Annotated in this window: 16 protein-coding genes; 9 read left to right on the forward strand and 7 right to left on the reverse strand. The window is 61.2% G+C overall.

The genetic code is table 11. The features are described 5' to 3' along the window. Nucleotides 1–24: 24 nt before the first annotated feature. On the reverse strand, nt 25–741 hold the full coding sequence (locus AAGW23_RS01155; RefSeq protein WP_342404511.1) for a UTRA domain-containing protein: 717 nt from the start codon (nt 739–741) through the stop codon (nt 25–27). Nucleotides 742–1,092: 351 nt separating this feature from the next. Between AAGW23_RS01155 and AAGW23_RS01160 the strand changes: the two genes are divergently transcribed. The 6 genes from AAGW23_RS01160 to AAGW23_RS01185 all read left to right on the forward strand — a co-directional run bounded on the left by AAGW23_RS01160 (nt 1,093) and on the right by AAGW23_RS01185 (nt 6,463). Next, nucleotides 1,093–2,151 carry an ABC transporter substrate-binding protein gene (locus AAGW23_RS01160; RefSeq protein WP_342404513.1) on the forward strand — a complete coding sequence of 353 codons (1,059 nt, stop codon included), beginning with the start codon at nt 1,093–1,095 and terminating at the stop codon, nt 2,149–2,151. 118 nt (nt 2,152–2,269) lie between these two features. Next, a complete protein-coding gene (locus AAGW23_RS01165) occupies nt 2,270–3,073 on the forward strand; it encodes an alkaline phosphatase family protein (protein WP_342404515.1) in 804 nt (267 codons plus the stop codon). A 74-nt stretch (nt 3,074–3,147) separates the two neighbouring features. Then, a complete protein-coding gene (locus AAGW23_RS01170; RefSeq protein ID WP_342404936.1) occupies nt 3,148–3,981 on the forward strand; it encodes an ABC transporter permease subunit in 834 nt (277 codons plus the stop codon). After that, nucleotides 3,968–4,768, forward strand: coding sequence for an ABC transporter permease (locus tag AAGW23_RS01175; RefSeq protein WP_342404516.1), 801 nt, complete (start codon nt 3,968–3,970; stop codon nt 4,766–4,768). Before AAGW23_RS01170 ends, AAGW23_RS01175 begins: the two co-directional genes overlap by 14 nt. A gap of 40 nt (nt 4,769–4,808) precedes the next feature. Then, nucleotides 4,809–5,810 (forward strand): ABC transporter ATP-binding protein, encoded by a 1,002-nt coding sequence (locus AAGW23_RS01180; protein ID WP_342404517.1) that lies wholly within the window; start codon nt 4,809–4,811, stop codon nt 5,808–5,810. Next, nucleotides 5,810–6,463 carry an HAD family hydrolase gene (locus tag AAGW23_RS01185; RefSeq protein ID WP_342404518.1) on the forward strand — a complete coding sequence of 218 codons (654 nt, stop codon included), beginning with the start codon at nt 5,810–5,812 and terminating at the stop codon, nt 6,461–6,463. Before AAGW23_RS01180 ends, AAGW23_RS01185 begins: the two co-directional genes overlap by 1 nt. Nucleotides 6,464–6,479: 16 nt before the next feature. Here AAGW23_RS01185 and AAGW23_RS01190 read toward each other — a convergent pair whose 3' ends face one another. The 6 genes from AAGW23_RS01190 to AAGW23_RS01215 all read right to left on the reverse strand — a co-directional run bounded on the left by AAGW23_RS01190 (nt 6,480) and on the right by AAGW23_RS01215 (nt 13,580). Then, nucleotides 6,480–7,682, reverse strand: a complete 1,203-nt coding sequence (locus tag AAGW23_RS01190; RefSeq protein ID WP_342404519.1) for a hybrid sensor histidine kinase/response regulator — start codon at nt 7,680–7,682, stop codon at nt 6,480–6,482. 3 nt (nt 7,683–7,685) lie between these two features. Further along, nucleotides 7,686–8,285, reverse strand: coding sequence for a chemotaxis protein CheB (locus AAGW23_RS01195; RefSeq protein WP_342404520.1), 600 nt, complete (start codon nt 8,283–8,285; stop codon nt 7,686–7,688). Continuing rightward, on the reverse strand, nt 8,282–9,100 hold the full coding sequence (locus tag AAGW23_RS01200; protein WP_342404521.1) for a CheR family methyltransferase: 819 nt from the start codon (nt 9,098–9,100) through the stop codon (nt 8,282–8,284). The genes AAGW23_RS01195 and AAGW23_RS01200 overlap by 4 nt, the downstream gene beginning before the upstream one ends. 1 nt (nt 9,101) lies before the next feature. After that, nucleotides 9,102–12,605, reverse strand: coding sequence for a response regulator (locus AAGW23_RS01205; RefSeq protein WP_342404522.1), 3,504 nt, complete (start codon nt 12,603–12,605; stop codon nt 9,102–9,104). Nucleotides 12,606–12,821: 216 nt separating this feature from the next. After that, nucleotides 12,822–12,980 (reverse strand): YqaE/Pmp3 family membrane protein, encoded by a 159-nt coding sequence (locus tag AAGW23_RS01210; RefSeq protein WP_045423855.1) that lies wholly within the window; start codon nt 12,978–12,980, stop codon nt 12,822–12,824. A 384-nt stretch (nt 12,981–13,364) separates the two neighbouring features. Next, entirely contained in the window at nt 13,365–13,580 is a 216-nt protein-coding gene (locus tag AAGW23_RS01215; RefSeq protein ID WP_342404951.1) for a hypothetical protein, read from the reverse strand. A gap of 435 nt (nt 13,581–14,015) precedes the next feature. Between AAGW23_RS01215 and AAGW23_RS01220 the strand changes: the two genes are divergently transcribed. Genes AAGW23_RS01220 through AAGW23_RS01230 form a run of 3 tightly spaced genes read left to right on the forward strand, consistent with a single transcriptional unit; the run spans nt 14,016 to nt 16,657 of the window. Next, on the forward strand, nt 14,016–15,383 hold the full coding sequence (locus tag AAGW23_RS01220) for a nodulation protein NfeD (RefSeq protein WP_342404523.1): 1,368 nt from the start codon (nt 14,016–14,018) through the stop codon (nt 15,381–15,383). A gap of 3 nt (nt 15,384–15,386) precedes the next feature. Further along, nucleotides 15,387–16,148 carry a slipin family protein gene (locus AAGW23_RS01225; protein WP_342404524.1) on the forward strand — a complete coding sequence of 254 codons (762 nt, stop codon included), beginning with the start codon at nt 15,387–15,389 and terminating at the stop codon, nt 16,146–16,148. Nucleotides 16,149–16,156: 8 nt separating this feature from the next. Continuing rightward, a complete protein-coding gene (locus AAGW23_RS01230; protein WP_342404525.1) occupies nt 16,157–16,657 on the forward strand; it encodes an LEA type 2 family protein in 501 nt (166 codons plus the stop codon). The last annotated feature ends 97 nt before the right edge of the window (nt 16,658–16,754 follow it).

Below are 16,754 nucleotides of genomic sequence, written 5' to 3' on the forward strand. Positions count from 1 at the left end.
TACTCACCCAAATCGGCCCCCCCCCTACTCCGGCACCTCCACGCACACATGAATCGCATCGTGCCGCCAGTACTCCACATCGCAATCGATCAACCGGTCATGCTGGTCGCGGTTGAGGCGGGTGATGCGCAGGGCTGGGCTGCCGGGGGCGGTGCGCAGGGTGGTGGCCGCTTCGGGATCCAGGGCGGTGGGGACCATGTCGAAGCGGACCCGGCCGTAGTGGATCCCGTATTCGCTGGCGTACAGCTCGGTCAGCGAGCGGGTCAGGTCGTAGTCGAGGATGCCTGGGAAATAGCTGGGGTTCAGGTAGTGTTCGACATAGAGTACCAGCCGACCATCGATGCGCCGGGCGCGGCGGATCTGGACGACGCCGGACAGCGCGGGCAATCCCAGTCGCGCGCAGATGTCGGCTGCGGCGGGCACTAACCGGGCGGTCAAGACTTCGGTTGCCGGGAGCCTGCCCTGCTCGCGGACCATGGCGTGGAAGTGGCTGCGCACCAGCGGGTTGTAAGCGATCCGAGGCGGTGAGACGAACCATCCGCGGCGATCTTCCCGGTAGATCAACCCTTGCGACTCGAGCTGGCCCAGCGCCTCTCTCAGTGTGATGCGCGTAGTGTCGAAGAGCTCGCTGAGTTTGCGCTCGGATGGCAACTGCCCGCCGGGCTGGAGCAATCCATGGGCGATCTGCTCCTGCAAGGACCGACAAATTGCCGTAACCGCTCGCGGTGCCTCGTCACGCATCACTTTCTCCCCAGCTGGACTAGTCCAGCACCAAGACGGAGCGCTTGCTCTCGTCATTTCAGCCGCAAACGCTTTGCAGGTTAGGCAAGCCGGATGACCGCCGCATGACATTGGCACGCAATGCCGGCCGCCACAGGGGGTGTTTTGGTCCACTCAAGCGTATCGGCAATTTTCGATAGGCCCCGCCAGGCAAGGCGCTCAGGCTGAGCTAGGCTTGCTACGGCACTCCTGTCGCGGTGTCGCTCTAACGGGCGGCGGCGGAGGCAACGACATCAAAATGTCATTTGCACCGCCTAGATTGGCTCCAGTCTTGTTGATCTAGACCAACCCGACCTGCGAAAGGAGCTTCTGATGAAACGACTGCTGCTGGCATCACTGCTGGGATCGGCGATTGCCCTGGCGACATCGGCAAACGCTGCACAAACGGACCTGAAAGGCCTCGAAGAGGCGGCGCGAGCGGAAGGTGAGGTCAACAGTGTCGGCATGCCGGACAGCTGGGCCAACTGGAAGGACACCTGGCAGGACCTGGAGAAAAAGTACGGTCTCAAGCACATGGACACCGACATGAGCTCGGCGCAGGAGATCGCCAAGTTCGCCGCCGAGAAAGACAACGCCACAGCCGACATTGGCGACGTCGGCGCCGCGTTCGGGCCGATTGCGGTGCAGCAGGGCGTCACGCAGGCCTATAAGCCAAGCACCTGGGAGCAGATTCCGGACTGGGCGAAGGACAAGGACGGCCACTGGATGCTGGCCTACACCGGCTCGATTGCCTTTATCGTCAACAAACAACTGGTCGACAAGGCACCGTCCTCCTGGGCCGAGCTCAAGGATGGCACCTACAAGGTCGCCATCGGTGACGTCAGCGCTGCCGCTCAGGCCGTAAACGGTGTGCTGGCGGCCGCCATCGCCAACGGTGGTGACGAAACGAACATCCAGCCGGGCCTGGATTATTTCGCCGAAATCGCTAAGCAGGGCCGCCTGTCCTTATCGAACCCAACGATCCAGACACTGGAGCGCGGCGAAGTGGAAGTTGGCGTGGTCTGGGACTTCAATGGCCTGTCCTACCGGGACCAGATCGACCCGAGCCGCTTCGAGGTGCTGATCCCCTCCGACGGTTCGGTGATTTCCGGCTATACGACCATCATCAACAAATGGGCCAAGCACCCCAACGCCGCCAAACTGGCGCGTGAGTACATCCTCTCCGACGCTGGGCAGATCAATCTGGCCAAGGGCAACGCTCGCCCGATTCGCGCCGAGCACCTGACCCTGCCGGCCGAGGTTCAGGCGAAGCTGCTGTCGAACGAGCAATACGCCAAGGTCAAGCCCATCGAGAATGCCGAAGCCTGGGAAGCGACCTCCAAGGCGCTGCCGCAGCAATGGCAGGAAAACGTGATCATCGAGATGGAGTGATTGGCGGCGGGGTCTCTCCGCCAGCCATGAGCATGCTCGCTCGCGAAGGGGCTCGACTAAGGGTCGCTTTCGCGAGCGAGCCTGCCCCTACAGAAAACATCAGGTAGGAAACCCAAGCATGGGTAAAGCCATCCTCGTTGTGCTGGACGGCCTCAACTACGGAGTTGCCGAGCACGCGCTCGGACACCTGCAGGCGTATTGCATCGCCGGGCGCGGCGCCTTGTATCAGTTGCAGTGCGAACTGCCGGCACTCTCCCGACCGCTGTACGAGTGCATTCTCACCGGCGTGCCGCCCATCGAGAGCGGAATCGTGCACAACGACGTGGTGCGGCTGTCCACCGAGCGCAGCATCTTCCACTACGCGCAAGATGCCGGGAAAAGCACGGCGGCCGCGGCCTATCACTGGGTCAGCGAGCTCTACAACCGCGCGCCGTTTCACGCGGCACGCGACCGTCACAACGACACCCCCGAGCTGCCGATCCAGCACGGGCATTTCTACTACGAAGATCACTACCCGGATTCACACCTGTTCGCCGACGCGGAAAGCCTGCGGCTGCGGCATAGCCCCGACTTCCTGCTGGTGCACCCGATGAATATCGACGATGCCGGCCACAAGCATGGCCTGGATTCGTCTCAATACCGCAACGCGGGGCGGCGCGCCGACATCCTGCTGGCGGAATACCTGCACCGATGGCTGGATGACGGCTACCAGGTGATGGTCACGGCCGACCACGGCATGAACAACGATCGCTCCCACAATGGCTTGCTGCCCGAAGAGCGTGAGGTGCCGTTGTTCGTGCTGGGCTCGGCGTTCAGCCTCGACCCGTCTGCCCGACCGAAACAGACCGACCTGTGCGGCACGCTGTGCGAACTGCTCGGGATCGCACACGACAAACCGCTGTGCCAGGCGCTGCTGAAATGACCGCGCCGCTCCAGAACAACCTCAAGACTGCGGCCGTACGCAACCCTGCCGCTCCAACCGCAGTGAGCCGTAGACTGCCACGTGGCAAACGCCTGGCGCTGCTCTGCCTGTTGCCTTTCGGGCTGTTCTTTTTCGTTTTTCAGATCGCCCCGCTGCTGTGGGTGACGGTCAACAGCCTGAACACGCCGGAAGGTTGGGGCTTGGCCAACTTCCAGAAAATATTCGGCTCGAAGTTCTACCTGCAAGCCATCAAGCACAGTCTGCAAATCTCTTTCTGGTCAAGCCTGTTCGGCATCGTCATTGCGATCCTTGGCAGTTATTCGCTGCGTCAGGTCGATTCCAGACTGCGTGACTTCGTCATGGCCTTTTCCAACATGACCAGCAACTTTGCGGGCGTACCGCTGGCGTTCGCCTTCGTCATCCTGCTCGGATTCAACGGGGCACTGACAATCCTGCTCAAGCAGGCCGGCATCATCGAGGACTTCAACCTTTACTCCAAGACCGGCCTGATCGTGCTCTACACCTATTTCCAGATCCCGCTGGGCGTGTTGCTGCTCTACCCCGCGTTCGACGCGCTGCGAGAAGATTGGCGCGAATCGGCCTCGCTGCTCGGTGCCGGCACCTGGAGCTACTGGCGCTACATCGGTCTGCCGGTCCTCACGCCGGCGTTGCTCGGCACCTTCGTCATCCTGCTGGCCAACGCGTTGGGCGCCTATGCCACCGTCTACTACCTCACCACAGGCAACTTCAACGTGTTGCCGATCCGCATCGCGGCGATGATCTCCGGGGACATCTCTCTGGATCCGAACATGGCCAGTGCCCTGGCGATGGTGCTGGTGGGGCTGATGGCGGTCATCACCGTGGCGCATCAGCTGCTGCTGCGGAGGAGCTACCATGCGAGCCGCTGAAGCCAGGCGCGGCCTGCTCTACCACCGTGTCGTGGTCTGGCTGCTGTTCCTGATCCTGCTGCTGCCATTGGCGGCGACTTTTCTTTATTCGATCTCCAGCAGCTGGTCGGCGACTATCCTGCCGGATGGGCTGACCTTCGACTGGTATCTGCAACTGTGGAGTGAAGAGCGCTTCCTGCGTGCCTTCGGCCAGTCCTTGCTGGTCTGCTTCGGCGCCCTGGCGCTGGCGGTCGTGCTGATCCTGCCGCTGCTGTTCGTGGTGCATTACCACTTCCCGAAGCTCGACGGCCTGATGAACATCCTGATCCTGCTGCCCTTCGCGGTGCCGCCGGTGGTGTCCTCGGTCGGGCTGTTGCAGCTCTATGGCTCCGGCCCGCTGGCGATGGTCGGTACGCCCTGGATCCTCATCGGCGCCTACTTCACCATCGCCCTGCCCTTCATGTATCGCGCGATCAGCAACAACCTGCAGGCGATCAACCTGCGCGACCTGATGGACGCGGCCCACCTGCTCGGCGCCAGCACCTGGAAGGCGGCTTTTCTGGTGGTGCTGCCGAACCTGCGCAAGGGGTTGATGGTGTCGCTGTTTCTGTCCTTCTCCTTTCTGTTCGGCGAGTTCGTCTTCGCCAACCTGCTGGTTGGCACCCGCTACGAAACCCTACAGGTCTACCTGAACAACATGAAAAACAGCAGCGGCCACTTCAACAGCGCGCTGGTGATCTCCTATTTCTTCTTTGTACTGGTGTTTACCTGGGCGGCGACTCGGCTAAACCGTGAGCGAGCTTCATGACTCAGCCCACCGCTGCAACCAACCAGAACGGGACGGCCCTATGAGCTACCTATCCATTCGCGGCCTGCACAAGGCTTTCGGCGATACCCGAGTTTTCAGCGACATCGGTTGTGAAATTGCCAAAGGTGAGCTGGTCACCCTGCTCGGCCCCTCCGGCTGCGGCAAGTCGACCCTGCTGCGGTGCATCGCCGGCCTGACCGAGGTGGATGGCGGACAGATCCTGCTCGACGGCGAGGATCTGGTGCCGCTGTCACCGCAAAAGCGCAACATCGGCATGGTGTTTCAGAGCTACGCACTGTTCCCGAACATGACGGTCGAGCAGAACGTCGCCTTCGGCCTGCGCATGCAAAAGATCGGGCGCGACGAAAACGCACGGCGGGTGGCCGACGTGCTGGCGATGGTCGAGCTGAACGACTTCGCCCGTCGCTACCCCAGCCAGCTTTCCGGTGGCCAGTGTCAGCGCGTGGCCCTGGCGCGTTCGCTGGTGACCCGCCCTCGCCTGCTGTTACTTGATGAGCCCTTGTCAGCGCTGGATGCGCGCATTCGCAAGCACCTGCGCGACCAGATCCGCGCGATCCAGCAGGAACTGGGATTGACCACCATTTTCGTGACCCACGATCAAGAGGAGGCGTTGACCCTCTCGGACCGCATCCTGCTGATGAACGCCGGTCGCATCGTCCAGAGCGCCGATGCCGAGACCCTCTACACGGCGCCGGTGGATGCCTTCGCGGCCGGCTTTATCGGCAACTACAACCTGCTCGCGCCGGACATCGCCTCACGGTTGTTGCAACGCCCGGTCGATGCGCAGGTGGCGATCCGTCCGGAAGCCATTGTGCTGATCCACTCCGCCGACGGCGGCAACGTCATTGCCGCCGTGATCAAAAGTCATAGTTTGCTTGGCAACGTGATTCGATACCGCGTCGAGGCGCGCGGCGTTGAGCTGCTGGTCGATGTATTGAATCGCTCCGCCGCCGATCTCTTTCCCCGCGGCTGCCAGGTTGGCCTTACCATCGACGCTTCGGCAATTCACGAGGTGGCTTGATGGCCCTGGCAATTTTCGACCTGGACGAAACACTGATTGATGGTGACTGCGCCAGCCTATGGGCCCATGAAATGGCCAAGATCGGCTGGGTGGACGGAGAATCCTTCCTGCGCAAGGATGCAGAGCTGATGGCCGAATACGCCTTCGGCACCTTGGCGATGGAAGACTACATGGCGTTCAGCCTAACACCCCTGGTAGGCCGTACGGCTGAAGAGGTGGACCATGTCGTCGAACCCTTCGTCGAGGATGTGATCGAGCCGTTGATCTATAACGATGCCATGCGCTGCATTGCCGAGCATCGCAAGGCCGGTGATCGCATTCTGGTGATTTCCGCTTCGGCGGCGTTCCTCGTCGGGGCCGTCGCTGAACGCCTCGGGATCCAAGACGTGCTGGCTATTCAGCTGGAGGAACAGCACGGTTTCTACAGCGGCAACACCCGTGGTGTGCTGACCTACCGTGAAGGCAAGGTGACGCGGTTACGTGAGTGGGCAGAGGCGGCGGGCGAATCGCTGGAGGGCGCGCACTTCTACTCCGACTCGATCAATGACCTGCCGCTGCTAGAGCAAGTGGCGCATCCGCGGGTCGTGAACCCCGACCCGCTATTGCGTGAACAAGCTGAAACCCGGGGATGGCCACAGCTGACCTGGACCTGATGCGCGCCCGTGCGCCTCAAGCGTTGGCGTTGGCGTTCAATGGCAGCAGAACCCTGAACAGCGCCCCCTTGCCCTCTTCACTCTCGACTTGAATCTGGCCTTTGTGCGCTTTGACGATCTGCTCTGCAATGAACAACCCAAGGCCGAGTCCTGCGCTGCATTCGCTGCCTTCGGCGCGCTCGAACTGGCAGAAAATGCGTTCCAGGCTCTTTGGGCTGATCCCAATACCCTGGTCGCACACTTCGATACAGGCACCAGACTCGCTCGCGCAGACGCTCACCTGCACAGGACTACCCGCACCGTAACGCATGGCATTGGTGAGCAAGTTGGCCAGCACCTGCTCGATACGAAACTCGTCCCAGCAACCGATGATCGGTTCGGGGCGCTGGAACAGCAGTGTGCAGCCGCTCACTTCCATTTGCGGGGCGAAATTTTCCACCACGCTGGCTACGAGCTTTCCCAAATCCACCTGCGTCGGCCGAATCGACAGCTTGCCGGTGCGGATACGCGAGACATCGAGCATGTCGTCGATCAGGCGGATCAGGCTCTGGACCTGCCGCTCGTCCTTGTCGACCATCTGCCGCAGCTTGTCCTCGCTGAACGCCGCGCCGCTCTCTCGACCGAGCTGTAATTTACGCAACTGCACTTCCAGAATGAGCGTATTGAGCGGCGTCTTCAGCTCATGGGAGACGATCGACATGAAGTTGTCGCGCATGCGCACCGCATTCTCCAGCTCGGCCTGGGTGCTGCGCAGCTCGTCGAGCAGCACTTCCTGTTCGCGGCGGCTGCGCTCCAGCTCTTCCAGCTGACGCGCCAGACGCTTGCGGTTGCGATACAGGTCGACGAACACGCTGACCTTGCTGCGCACGGCGTGGGTGTCCAGCGGCTTCTGCATGAAGTCGACGGCACCGCTTTCGTAGCCTTTGAAGGCATAGTCGAGCTCGCGGCCGGCAGCGCTGACAAAGACAATGGGGATCTGCTTGGTGCGCTCGGTACCGCGCATCAGCTCGGCCAGCTGGAAACCATCCATGCCCGGCATCTGGACATCGAGAATGGCCAGTGCAAACTCGTGGCGGAGCAGCAGCTCAAGCGCCTGCTCAGCCGACTCGGCCTGATGCACTTGGATACCCGGGCCCTTTAGCAGGGCCTCCAGCGCCAGCAGATTTTCCGGCAAATCGTCGACGATCAGCAGGTTCGCTTCATCGGTTTGGTTGGGCATAGGTCACTCCAGATCACGCAACAATCGATGAATATCGCGTAAGGGCAAAATGTAATCCGGCGCGAAGCGCTGGAGTGCAGCAAGTGGCATCGTCGGCACCTCGGCTTCGCCGGGATCCTGAACGATTGTGAGGCCGCCAGCCTGCTTGATCGACTCGAGACCGGCGGCGCCGTCCTCGTTGGCCCCGGTCAGGAGGATGCCGGCGACGCGGTCGCCCCAGACATCTGCCGCTGACTCGAAGAGCACGTCAATCGAAGGTCTTGAAAAATGCATCGCCTCATCCTGGCTGAGAGACAAGGTCATGTCCGCCTCGACCAGCAGGTGATAGCCGGGTGCTGCAAAGTAGAGCGTGCCCCCGTGAACCGGCTCCTTATCGCGCGCTTCCTTCACACCCAGATCGGTCTTGCGTTGGAAGATCTCCACCAGCTGGGTCGGCCCTTTCGGGGGCACATGCTGAACCATCAGCAGCGGCAAGCGAAACGAACACGGCAACCCCGACACCAGCGCACTGAGCGCGGCCAACCCGCCAGCCGATGCGCCGATCACTACGGCATCCACAGGCCGGGCGGGCAGCTTGGTTGAGGCTTCGGCGGGAGCTTTCATAGCTTGCGGAAAATCCTTTCCTGCTTGTTGAAGGCTTCGAACCGCTCGGCATAACCGGAAAACTCAAGGGTTTCCTTGCTGCCGAGGCCGAGAAAGCCGCGATGACAGAGCGAATCGAGAAACAGGCCAAAGGCCCGATCTTGCAGCGGCTTGTTGAAATAGATCAGCACGTTGCGGCAGGAAATCAACTGCGTTTCGGCGAATACGCTGTCGGTCGCCAAGCTGTGATCGGCGAACGTTACGTTCTCTCTCAAGGACTTATCCATGATTGCCGAGTCGTATGCAGCGGTATAGTAATCACTCAAGCTGTGCTTGCCACCGGCACTTTGATAGTTGTCGGTGTACAGGCGCATGTTATCGATGTTGAAGATGCCCTGCCGCGCACGCTCCAGCGACCTTGGGTTGATATCTGTTGCGTACAAGATTGTGCGATCAAGCAGCCCTTCTTCCTTGAGCAGGATCGCCATTGAGTAGACCTCTTCGCCCGTACTGCAACCGGCAATCCAGATCTTCAGTGACGGGTAAGTGCGCAGTACCGGGATCACCTGCTCACGCAACGCCATGTAATAGCTGGGGTCACGGAACATCTCGCTCACCGGGATGGTGAGGAACTGTAGCAGCTCCATGAACGCCTGCGAGTCGTAGAGAATCCGGCGCTGCAATTCCGAAATGCTCTCGCAGCGCATCTGCTTCAGCGCCAGCAGCACGCGGCGCTTGAGCGAAGCACCTGAATAGTCGCGAAAATCGTAGCTGTAGCGCAGGTAGATCGCTTCGATCAGCAGCTTCAGCTCGATGGCCTGGTTGCGGTCCGGCATGTCAGAGCAGCTCCACCTTTGGCAGCCAGACGCGGATCAGCGAGAACAGACGGTCCAGGTCGATGGGTTTGGCCAGGTAATCGTTGGCGCCCGACCGCAGACAGCGATCCTGATCATCCTTCATCGCTTTTGCGGTCACGGCGATGATTGGCAGCTTGGCGAAGCGCAAGTCCTTGCGGATTTCCTGCATGGCGGTGAAGCCATCCATCTCCGGCATCATGATGTCCATCAGCACCAGGTCGATATCGCCGACATTCTGGAGCTGCGAGATGGCCTCGTAGCCGTTGCGGGCAATCTCGATCAGCGCGCCCTTCTGCTCCAAAGCGCTGGTTAGCGCGAAAACGTTGCGCACGTCGTCGTCGACCACCAGAATCTTGCGGCCCTCGAAGGCCTTTTCCCGGCTGCGCACGCTTTTGAGCATCTTTTGCCGCTCCGGCGGCATGTCGGACTCCACCTTGTGCAGGAACAGCGTGACCTCGTCGAGCAAGCGCTCCGGCGAACGCGCGCCCTTGATGATGATCGAGCGCGAATATTTCATCAGCGCCGCTTCTTCGTCGCGGGTCAGGTTACGTCCGGTATAGACGATCACCGGCGGGAACGAGCAGATGTCCTCGCGCGCCATGCGTTCGAGCAGCTCATGGCCATCCATGTCTGGCAGTTTGAGGTCGATGATCATGCAGTCGAAGACCGTGGTACGCAGCAGCTCGAGGGCTTGCTGACCAAACTCCACCGCGGTGATCTCGATATCGGTGTCCTCGATCAACCGCGAGACGCTTTCGCGCTGACGAGCGTCGTCTTCGACCAGCAGGATACGTTTGACCTTCTGCGCCAGCTTCTCCTCGAAGCGGCCGAACACGGCCTTGAGGTCTTCGCGGGTTGTTGGTTTGGTCGCGTAGCCGATGGCGCCCATCTGCATCGCGGCTTCCTTGCGATCCTCCACCGACACGATGTGCACCGGGATGTGGCGGGTGATGGGATTTTCCTTGAGCCGTTCAAGCACGGTCAGCCCCGAATGGTCTGGCAACCGCATGTCCAGCAGGATCGCATCAGGTCGGTACTGCACCGCGGTGTCGAAGCCGTGGTCGGCGTTCTGCGCGATCAGGCAGCTGTATTTCAGTTCGTGTGCCAGGTCGCGAAGAATGCCGGCAAACTGCGGCTCGTCCTCAATCACCAGCACCGAACGCTCGAACGGAAAGCGCTCGCGGTCGTCCGCCAGGGCTGCTACGCCTTCGGCTTGCTCCAGCACTGGTCGCGGCGTTGCAGCAATCGGAGTCGCCACGGGTGCAGGCGAGGCCTGGATATTGATCGGCGCAGGTAGTGGCTCGGGCTCCTGCTCGGCCACCGGGGCACTGTAGTTCTCCGGAACGACCAAGGTGAACACGCTGCCGGCCCCCGGCTCGCTGCTGACCTCGATGGTGCCACCGAGCAGCTGGGCCAGCTCGCGAGAGATCGACAAGCCTAGCCCGGTGCCGCCATAACGGCGGTTGGTGGTGCCATCGGCCTGACGGAAGGCTTCGAAGATCACCTCCTGCTGATCGGCAGGGATACCGATTCCCGAATCATGCACGGCAAAGGCGATCTGCTGGTCGTCACGTCGCGTAACCCGAAGTTCGACCGAGCCCTTCTCGGTGAACTTGAAGGCGTTGGACAGCAGGTTCTTGAGAATCTGCTCCAGCCGTTGCCGGTCGGTAAAGAGGCTGGATGGCACGCTTTCGTCGAGTTGAACGTCGAACTGCAAGGTCTTTTCCAGCGCCTGGGCGAGAAACAGGCTCTTCAATCCATCGACCAACCGCGTCAGGATCAACAGCTCGGGGTGTACATCCAGCTTGCCGGCTTCGACCTTGGAGATATCCAGAATGTCATTGATCAGACTGAGCAGATCGTTGCCTGCCGAGTAGATCGAGCGTGCGAACTGCACCTGGTCTTCCTGCAGATTTCCGTGCGGATTGTCTGCCAGCAATTTGGCCAAAATCAGCGAGCTGTTCAGCGGCGTGCGCAGCTCGTGGGACATGTTGGCGAGGAATTCCGATTTATAACGACTGGCGCGCTGCAACTCATCGGCGCGCTCTTCGAGCATCAGCTGCACCTCATGCAAGCGATGGTTCTTCAGGTCCATTTCGTCGCGCTGCAGCGCCAGCGCCTGGGTCTGTTCGGCAAGTTGCTCGTTGGTCTGTTCCAGCTCGGCCTGCTGCTCTTCCATGTGTGCCTGCGACTCACGCAAGGCGTTTGACTGCTCTTCGAGCTCCTCGTTGGCCGCGCGCAGCTCTTCCTGCTGCACCTGCAACTCCTCGTTGAGTTGCTGGGTTTCAGCGAGCATGCGCTGCAGACGCTGACGGTAGCGCGCGGCCTCAATGGCCGAGCCGATGTTCTCGCTGACCCGCTGCAGCAATTCGCGGTCTTCATCAAGCAAGGGCCGCAAGAAGCCGACCTCAAGCACGGCGTTGACCATGCCGCTGTCCTCGACAGGAAAGATCAGCACGGACGCAGCGTCAGCGCTGCCCAGCGCCGAGCTGACGTTCAGGTAACCCTGCGGCACATTGTCGAGCCGCATCACGCGGCGCTCCAGGGCCACCTGGCCCACCAGCCCCTCGCCAAGCTCCAGCGCGCGACCGGATTGCAGACGTTCCCGGTCCCAGCCGAACTCAGCGACGCGCTGCAGTTTGCCATCCTGTGTGACGTAGAGCGCACCAACGCTCATGCCCAGGTAGCGCGCGAGGAAGCCAAGCACGTTCTGACCCAAGGTCGGCAAGGCCTGTTCGCCAATCATTGATTCGCTGAGCTGGGTCTGGCCTGTTCGATACCAGGCCTGCTTTTCCAGAGCGGCGGCGTGCGCCTGTTGCTGTTCGAGCGACTCCGAGTAACTGTCCGACAGACTGATCAGGTCACGCCGCCCGAAATAGACCAGCAGGCCGCTGAAGATCAGGCTGAACAGCAGAAAACCGCCAATCAGCGCGGTGGTGATCGTTTCGGTCGTGTCGGTACGTTCGGCTCGGACCTGCCTTTCGTGGGCGATGAACTCGTTGAGCAGACGACGCTGCTCTTCCTTCAATTCAAGCCCTCTATGGCTGCGGACATACTCGATGACAGGCAGGTTCTGATCCCTGCGCTCGATCGCCTCCCCGGCGAAAGCGATCCATTGTTCATGAAGCCGGCCGATGCGCTCGACTCTATTGAGCTGTACCGGATCGTCAGCGGCGAACGTGGTCATCTGTTCGAACAGGCTTTCGTACACCGGCAGCTGATTACGGTAGGGCTCGAGAAACACCTGTTCTCCGGCGATAAGGTAGCCACGCATCGAGGCCTCAAGATCTCCCGTCACCTTGAGCATGTCGTGGGCGTAGCCGACGCCCACCACCGAGCGCTCTACCCAGTGGCTGACGTTGAGCAAGAAATAAACGATGGCACTGAAGAAAAACGCGCTGAGGAACCCGAAACCCAGAGGCACCGCCACGTTGCGGTTGAGGATTCGCTTGAAGTGATTCTGATCGATGAAAGAGTCGCCCATCTGGTTCCTTCCTGGCCGCTGTGCCCATGACAGTGGCCCACGGCCGAGCCGGCAGATGCATCCGCGAGGCGAACGTCTCCGATCCCGACAAGTTCTTGGTGATTCGCGTGAGATGCCACAAGCCACGCAGTCGATCGGGGACTTTACACCGCCTCGCTTGCAAGCACAAAAAAAGCCCGGCCGAATGGCCGGGCCCGATTGCTCGTGGGTCAACTCTTAGCGACGGGCAATGATCCAGACCGCATGAATGATCCCCGGGATATAGCCCAACAAGGTCAGCAGGATGTTAAGCCAGAAGGCGCCCCCCAGGCCGACTTGCAGGAACACCCCCAGCGGCGGCAGCAATATCGCGATGATGATGCGGATCAAGTCCATTGTGGTTCCCCTAAAGTCTGGTTTAGCCAATCGGTCTACTGTGAATCGACCTGATAGCCGGAAAGGGGTTCCTTAGAGCGCAGCAATCGGTGCGCCTGCAGATAGCACGCGCGGGTGTTTCGATGGAGCAATCGCAATCCAAAAGACCGCGATTTCAATATCCGGTAGCGACCGTGTGAGTCGCATGGGGCACCCGAAGGCGCAAGAAGGAGAGAACGCGGCTGGCCTTGGAATGCAGTCAGCTGAATGCGTCGATGCGCTCTGCCTTTTGAGCTACGCGCAACGCCGAGCAGTCGCGCTCAGCCAACCGACTATCGCCGATAGCCTAACCCCGTCGCCATAAGCGAATAGTCGAAGATGACAGCCAACCTCGCGTTCTTTCTGCTAAGGGCGAGCAGGCGGTTCGGGCTTGTTGCGCTTACGTCGGATGTTGATCCACGACAGCACGGCCAACGCCAGCATCAGACCGGTCATGTTGTAGTTACCGATCGCCGCGTAGCCCAACGCCGCCAACGAGCAAGCTGCGAAACCGATCCACTTGACGTAAACCATCGCTGTTCGCACCGCGCCGCCAACGCGATCATCGTCTTGCTGTTCCATTCCGCCTCCCCCGCACGCGCTCCAGCGCCTTGGCTAACCTGGCTGTTGCAGCGCACTGCCTCGCCACTTTATTTCAGCTCTCACGCTGTGTCCGTTTCACGCTGCCACATGGCGCGGTAAGGGGCAATGCTCAAGGCCGTCAAACAGTTTGCCGCCAGCCGGCCACATCCCGCGTTAGAGATGATGAATGCGCTCAAAAGTCCGGAGGAGCGGAGTATCACGCAGCGGCACGCTGCGCCGGCGACCGCCCCTTTTGTTCAGCCTTGCACGAGGTATGAGGGTCGCTGACCTCGCGGCGTCCCGAGGCCGCTGCCCCTGGGCGATGACCTGGGTCAAGGTACCGCACGGCGAAGAGGAACCTGCGGCCGACTGAACTATCCTCAGAGAACCGCCTCATCAATCATCGGCCTGCTGCCGACCGGGAGGTTACAGCTGATGCATCGTCGTCTGGTTCACCGGTTCGCCTGGCTGCTTGGCCTGATGCTGGCCTTCGTCAGTGCCGCAAAGGCGGCCGGGCCGGTGGTCGTGCTGCGAGTCGACGGTGTAATCGGCCCGGCCAGCGCCGATTACGTCATCCGCGGCATCCAGCGGGCGCAGGAAGCCGAGGCGCAGCTATTGGTGCTGGAGCTGGACACGCCCGGCGGCTTGGATATCTCGATGCGCGCGATGATCAAAGAGATCCTCGCCAGCCCACTGCCGATCGCCACGTACGTCACGCCCAGCGGTTCGCGGGCGGCCAGCGCAGGCACCTACCTGCTCTACGCCAGTCACGTCGCCGCAATGACGCCTGGCACCAACCTCGGCGCCGCAACCCCGGTGCAGATCGGTGGCAGCGGCGGCGGCCCACCGGAGCCTTCACCGGAGGCCGAGAAAGAAAACGAAAAGAGCGGCGACGCCATGAGCCGCAAGCAGGTAAACGACGCAGCCGCTTATATTCGCGGCCTGGCGCAATTGCGCGAGCGCAATGCCGAATGGGCCGAACGGGCCGTGCGCGAGGCCGTCAGCCTGTCGGCAACCGAGGCGCTGGAGCAGAACGTGGTCGACTACCTGGCTGACGACCTTGATGACCTGCTGACCCAGCTCGACGGCCAAACCATCCAGACCAACGATGGCCCGCAGACATTGAGAACTGCTGGCGTCACTGTCGAGCGCCATGACCCGGACTGGCGAGTCCGCCTGCTGGCGGTGATTACCAACCCCAGCGTTGCGCTGATCCTGATGATGATTGGCATCTACGGCCTAGTCTTCGAGTTTTCCAACCCGGGCACCGGCGCCGGCGGCGTCATTGGCGGGATCTGTCTGCTGCTGGCGTTGTTTTCGTTGCAATTGCTGCCGATCAACTATGCCGGCGTTGCACTGATTCTCCTGGGCCTTGCGTTCATGGTTGCCGAAGCCTTCATTCCCAGCTTCGGCGTGCTCGGCCTTGGCGGCATCGTCGCTTTCGTCACCGGCTCGTTGATTCTGATCGACACGGAGGTGCCAGGCTTCGGCATTCCATTGGAGCTGATCGGTACGCTCGGGGTCATCAGCGCGCTGCTGGTCTTTGCCATCGTCAGCATGGCGCTGAAAGCCCGACGGCAGCCGGTGGTCACCGGTGATGGCGGGCTGATCGGGACGCTGACTCGAATCACCGGTGTCGAGGCAGGCAACCCCAGCAATGGCTGGGTGCAGTTGCACGGAGAGCACTGGCAGGTGCAGGGATTGGCGCCACTGCAAGTGGGCCAGCAGGTTCGCGTGGTGGCACGGCATGGCTTGCAACTGGATGTGACCGCGGCCGACGGGCCCTCAATCGAGAAGAGGTGAAGCATGGGTTTTGAAATGAGTTTTGTCGCCGTCGTGGTGCTGGTGATTGCGCTGCTGGCATCGACCTTCCGCATCCTGCGCGAATATGAGCGCGGCGTGGTGTTTCAGCTGGGCCGTTTCTGGAAGGTCAAGGGGCCGGGGCTGATCCTGATCATTCCCGGCATTCAGCAGATGGTACGGGTCGACCTGCGCACCCTGGTGCTCGACGTACCAACTCAGGACGTGATCTCACGCGACAACGTCTCGGTCAAGGTCAACGCGGTGGTGTACTACCGGGTGCTGGATGCCGAGAAGGCGATCATCCAGGTTGAGGACTATCACTCGGCGACCAGCCAGCTGGCTCAGACGACGCTGCGCGCGGTGCTTGGCAAACATGATCTGGACGACATGCTGGCCGAGCGCGAGCAGCTCAACAATGACATCCAGCAGGTACTCGACGCGCAAACGGACGCCTGGGGGATCAAAGTCGCCAATGTCGAGATCAAACATGTCGACCTGGATGAATCAATGATTCGAGCCATTGCCCGGCAGGCAGAAGCGGAACGCGAGCGTCGCGCCAAGGTCATTCATGCAGAAGGCGAGCTGCAGGCCTCGGAAAAGCTCATGCAGGCCGCCGAAATGCTCGGGCGCCAACCCGGCGCCATGCAACTGCGCTACATGCAAACGCTTAGCAACATCGCTGGCGACAAGAACTCGACCATCGTCTTCCCGCTGCCCATGGAACTGCTGCAGGGCATGGGCAACCTCACCAAGAAAACCGAGTAGAAACCTATATGCCCTTGCGCTCCGCCGTACCTGTTATTCGCCTACTGTCGGTCTGCCTGTTGACGCTGACCCTTGCTGCCTGCGCTTCCTTCTTCAATCACGACCCGCTCAACGTACAGGTGGCTGGCATCCAACCGTTGCCAGGGGAAGGACTGGAACTGCGGATGGCGGTGAAGCTGCGGGTGCAGAATCCCAATGACAGGGCGCTGGACTACGACGGCGTGGCGCTGGAACTCGAAATAAACGGGCGCAACCTAGCAAGCGGCGTCAGCGACGCGAGCGGAACCATCCCACGCTTCGGCGAAACCGTGTTGAGCGTGCCGATGACCATCTCGGCATTCTCTGCCGCGCGGCAAGCGCTGGGCCTGGCTGAGCATATCGGCATGGATGAAGTGCCCTATGTGCTGCGAGGGAAGCTGGCGGGCGGTAGGACGTTCGGCACGCAGCGGTTCGTGGAGAAAGGCACGCTTGATCTGAACGGCGCGCTGCCGAGCCCGTATCGGCGGTAGATCGCGAGGTTTCGCAGTAGGCAGACGCGCTCTGCAAGCGGGTAACTTAGCCGTCGGTATCACCGAAAGTTTCGCGAGCAAGCTCGCTCCTACAAAT

The sequence above is a fragment of the Stutzerimonas chloritidismutans genome (assembly GCF_038562055.1).
In the GTDB taxonomy this organism is placed as follows: Bacteria; Pseudomonadota; Gammaproteobacteria; order Pseudomonadales; family Pseudomonadaceae; genus Stutzerimonas; species Stutzerimonas chloritidismutans_A.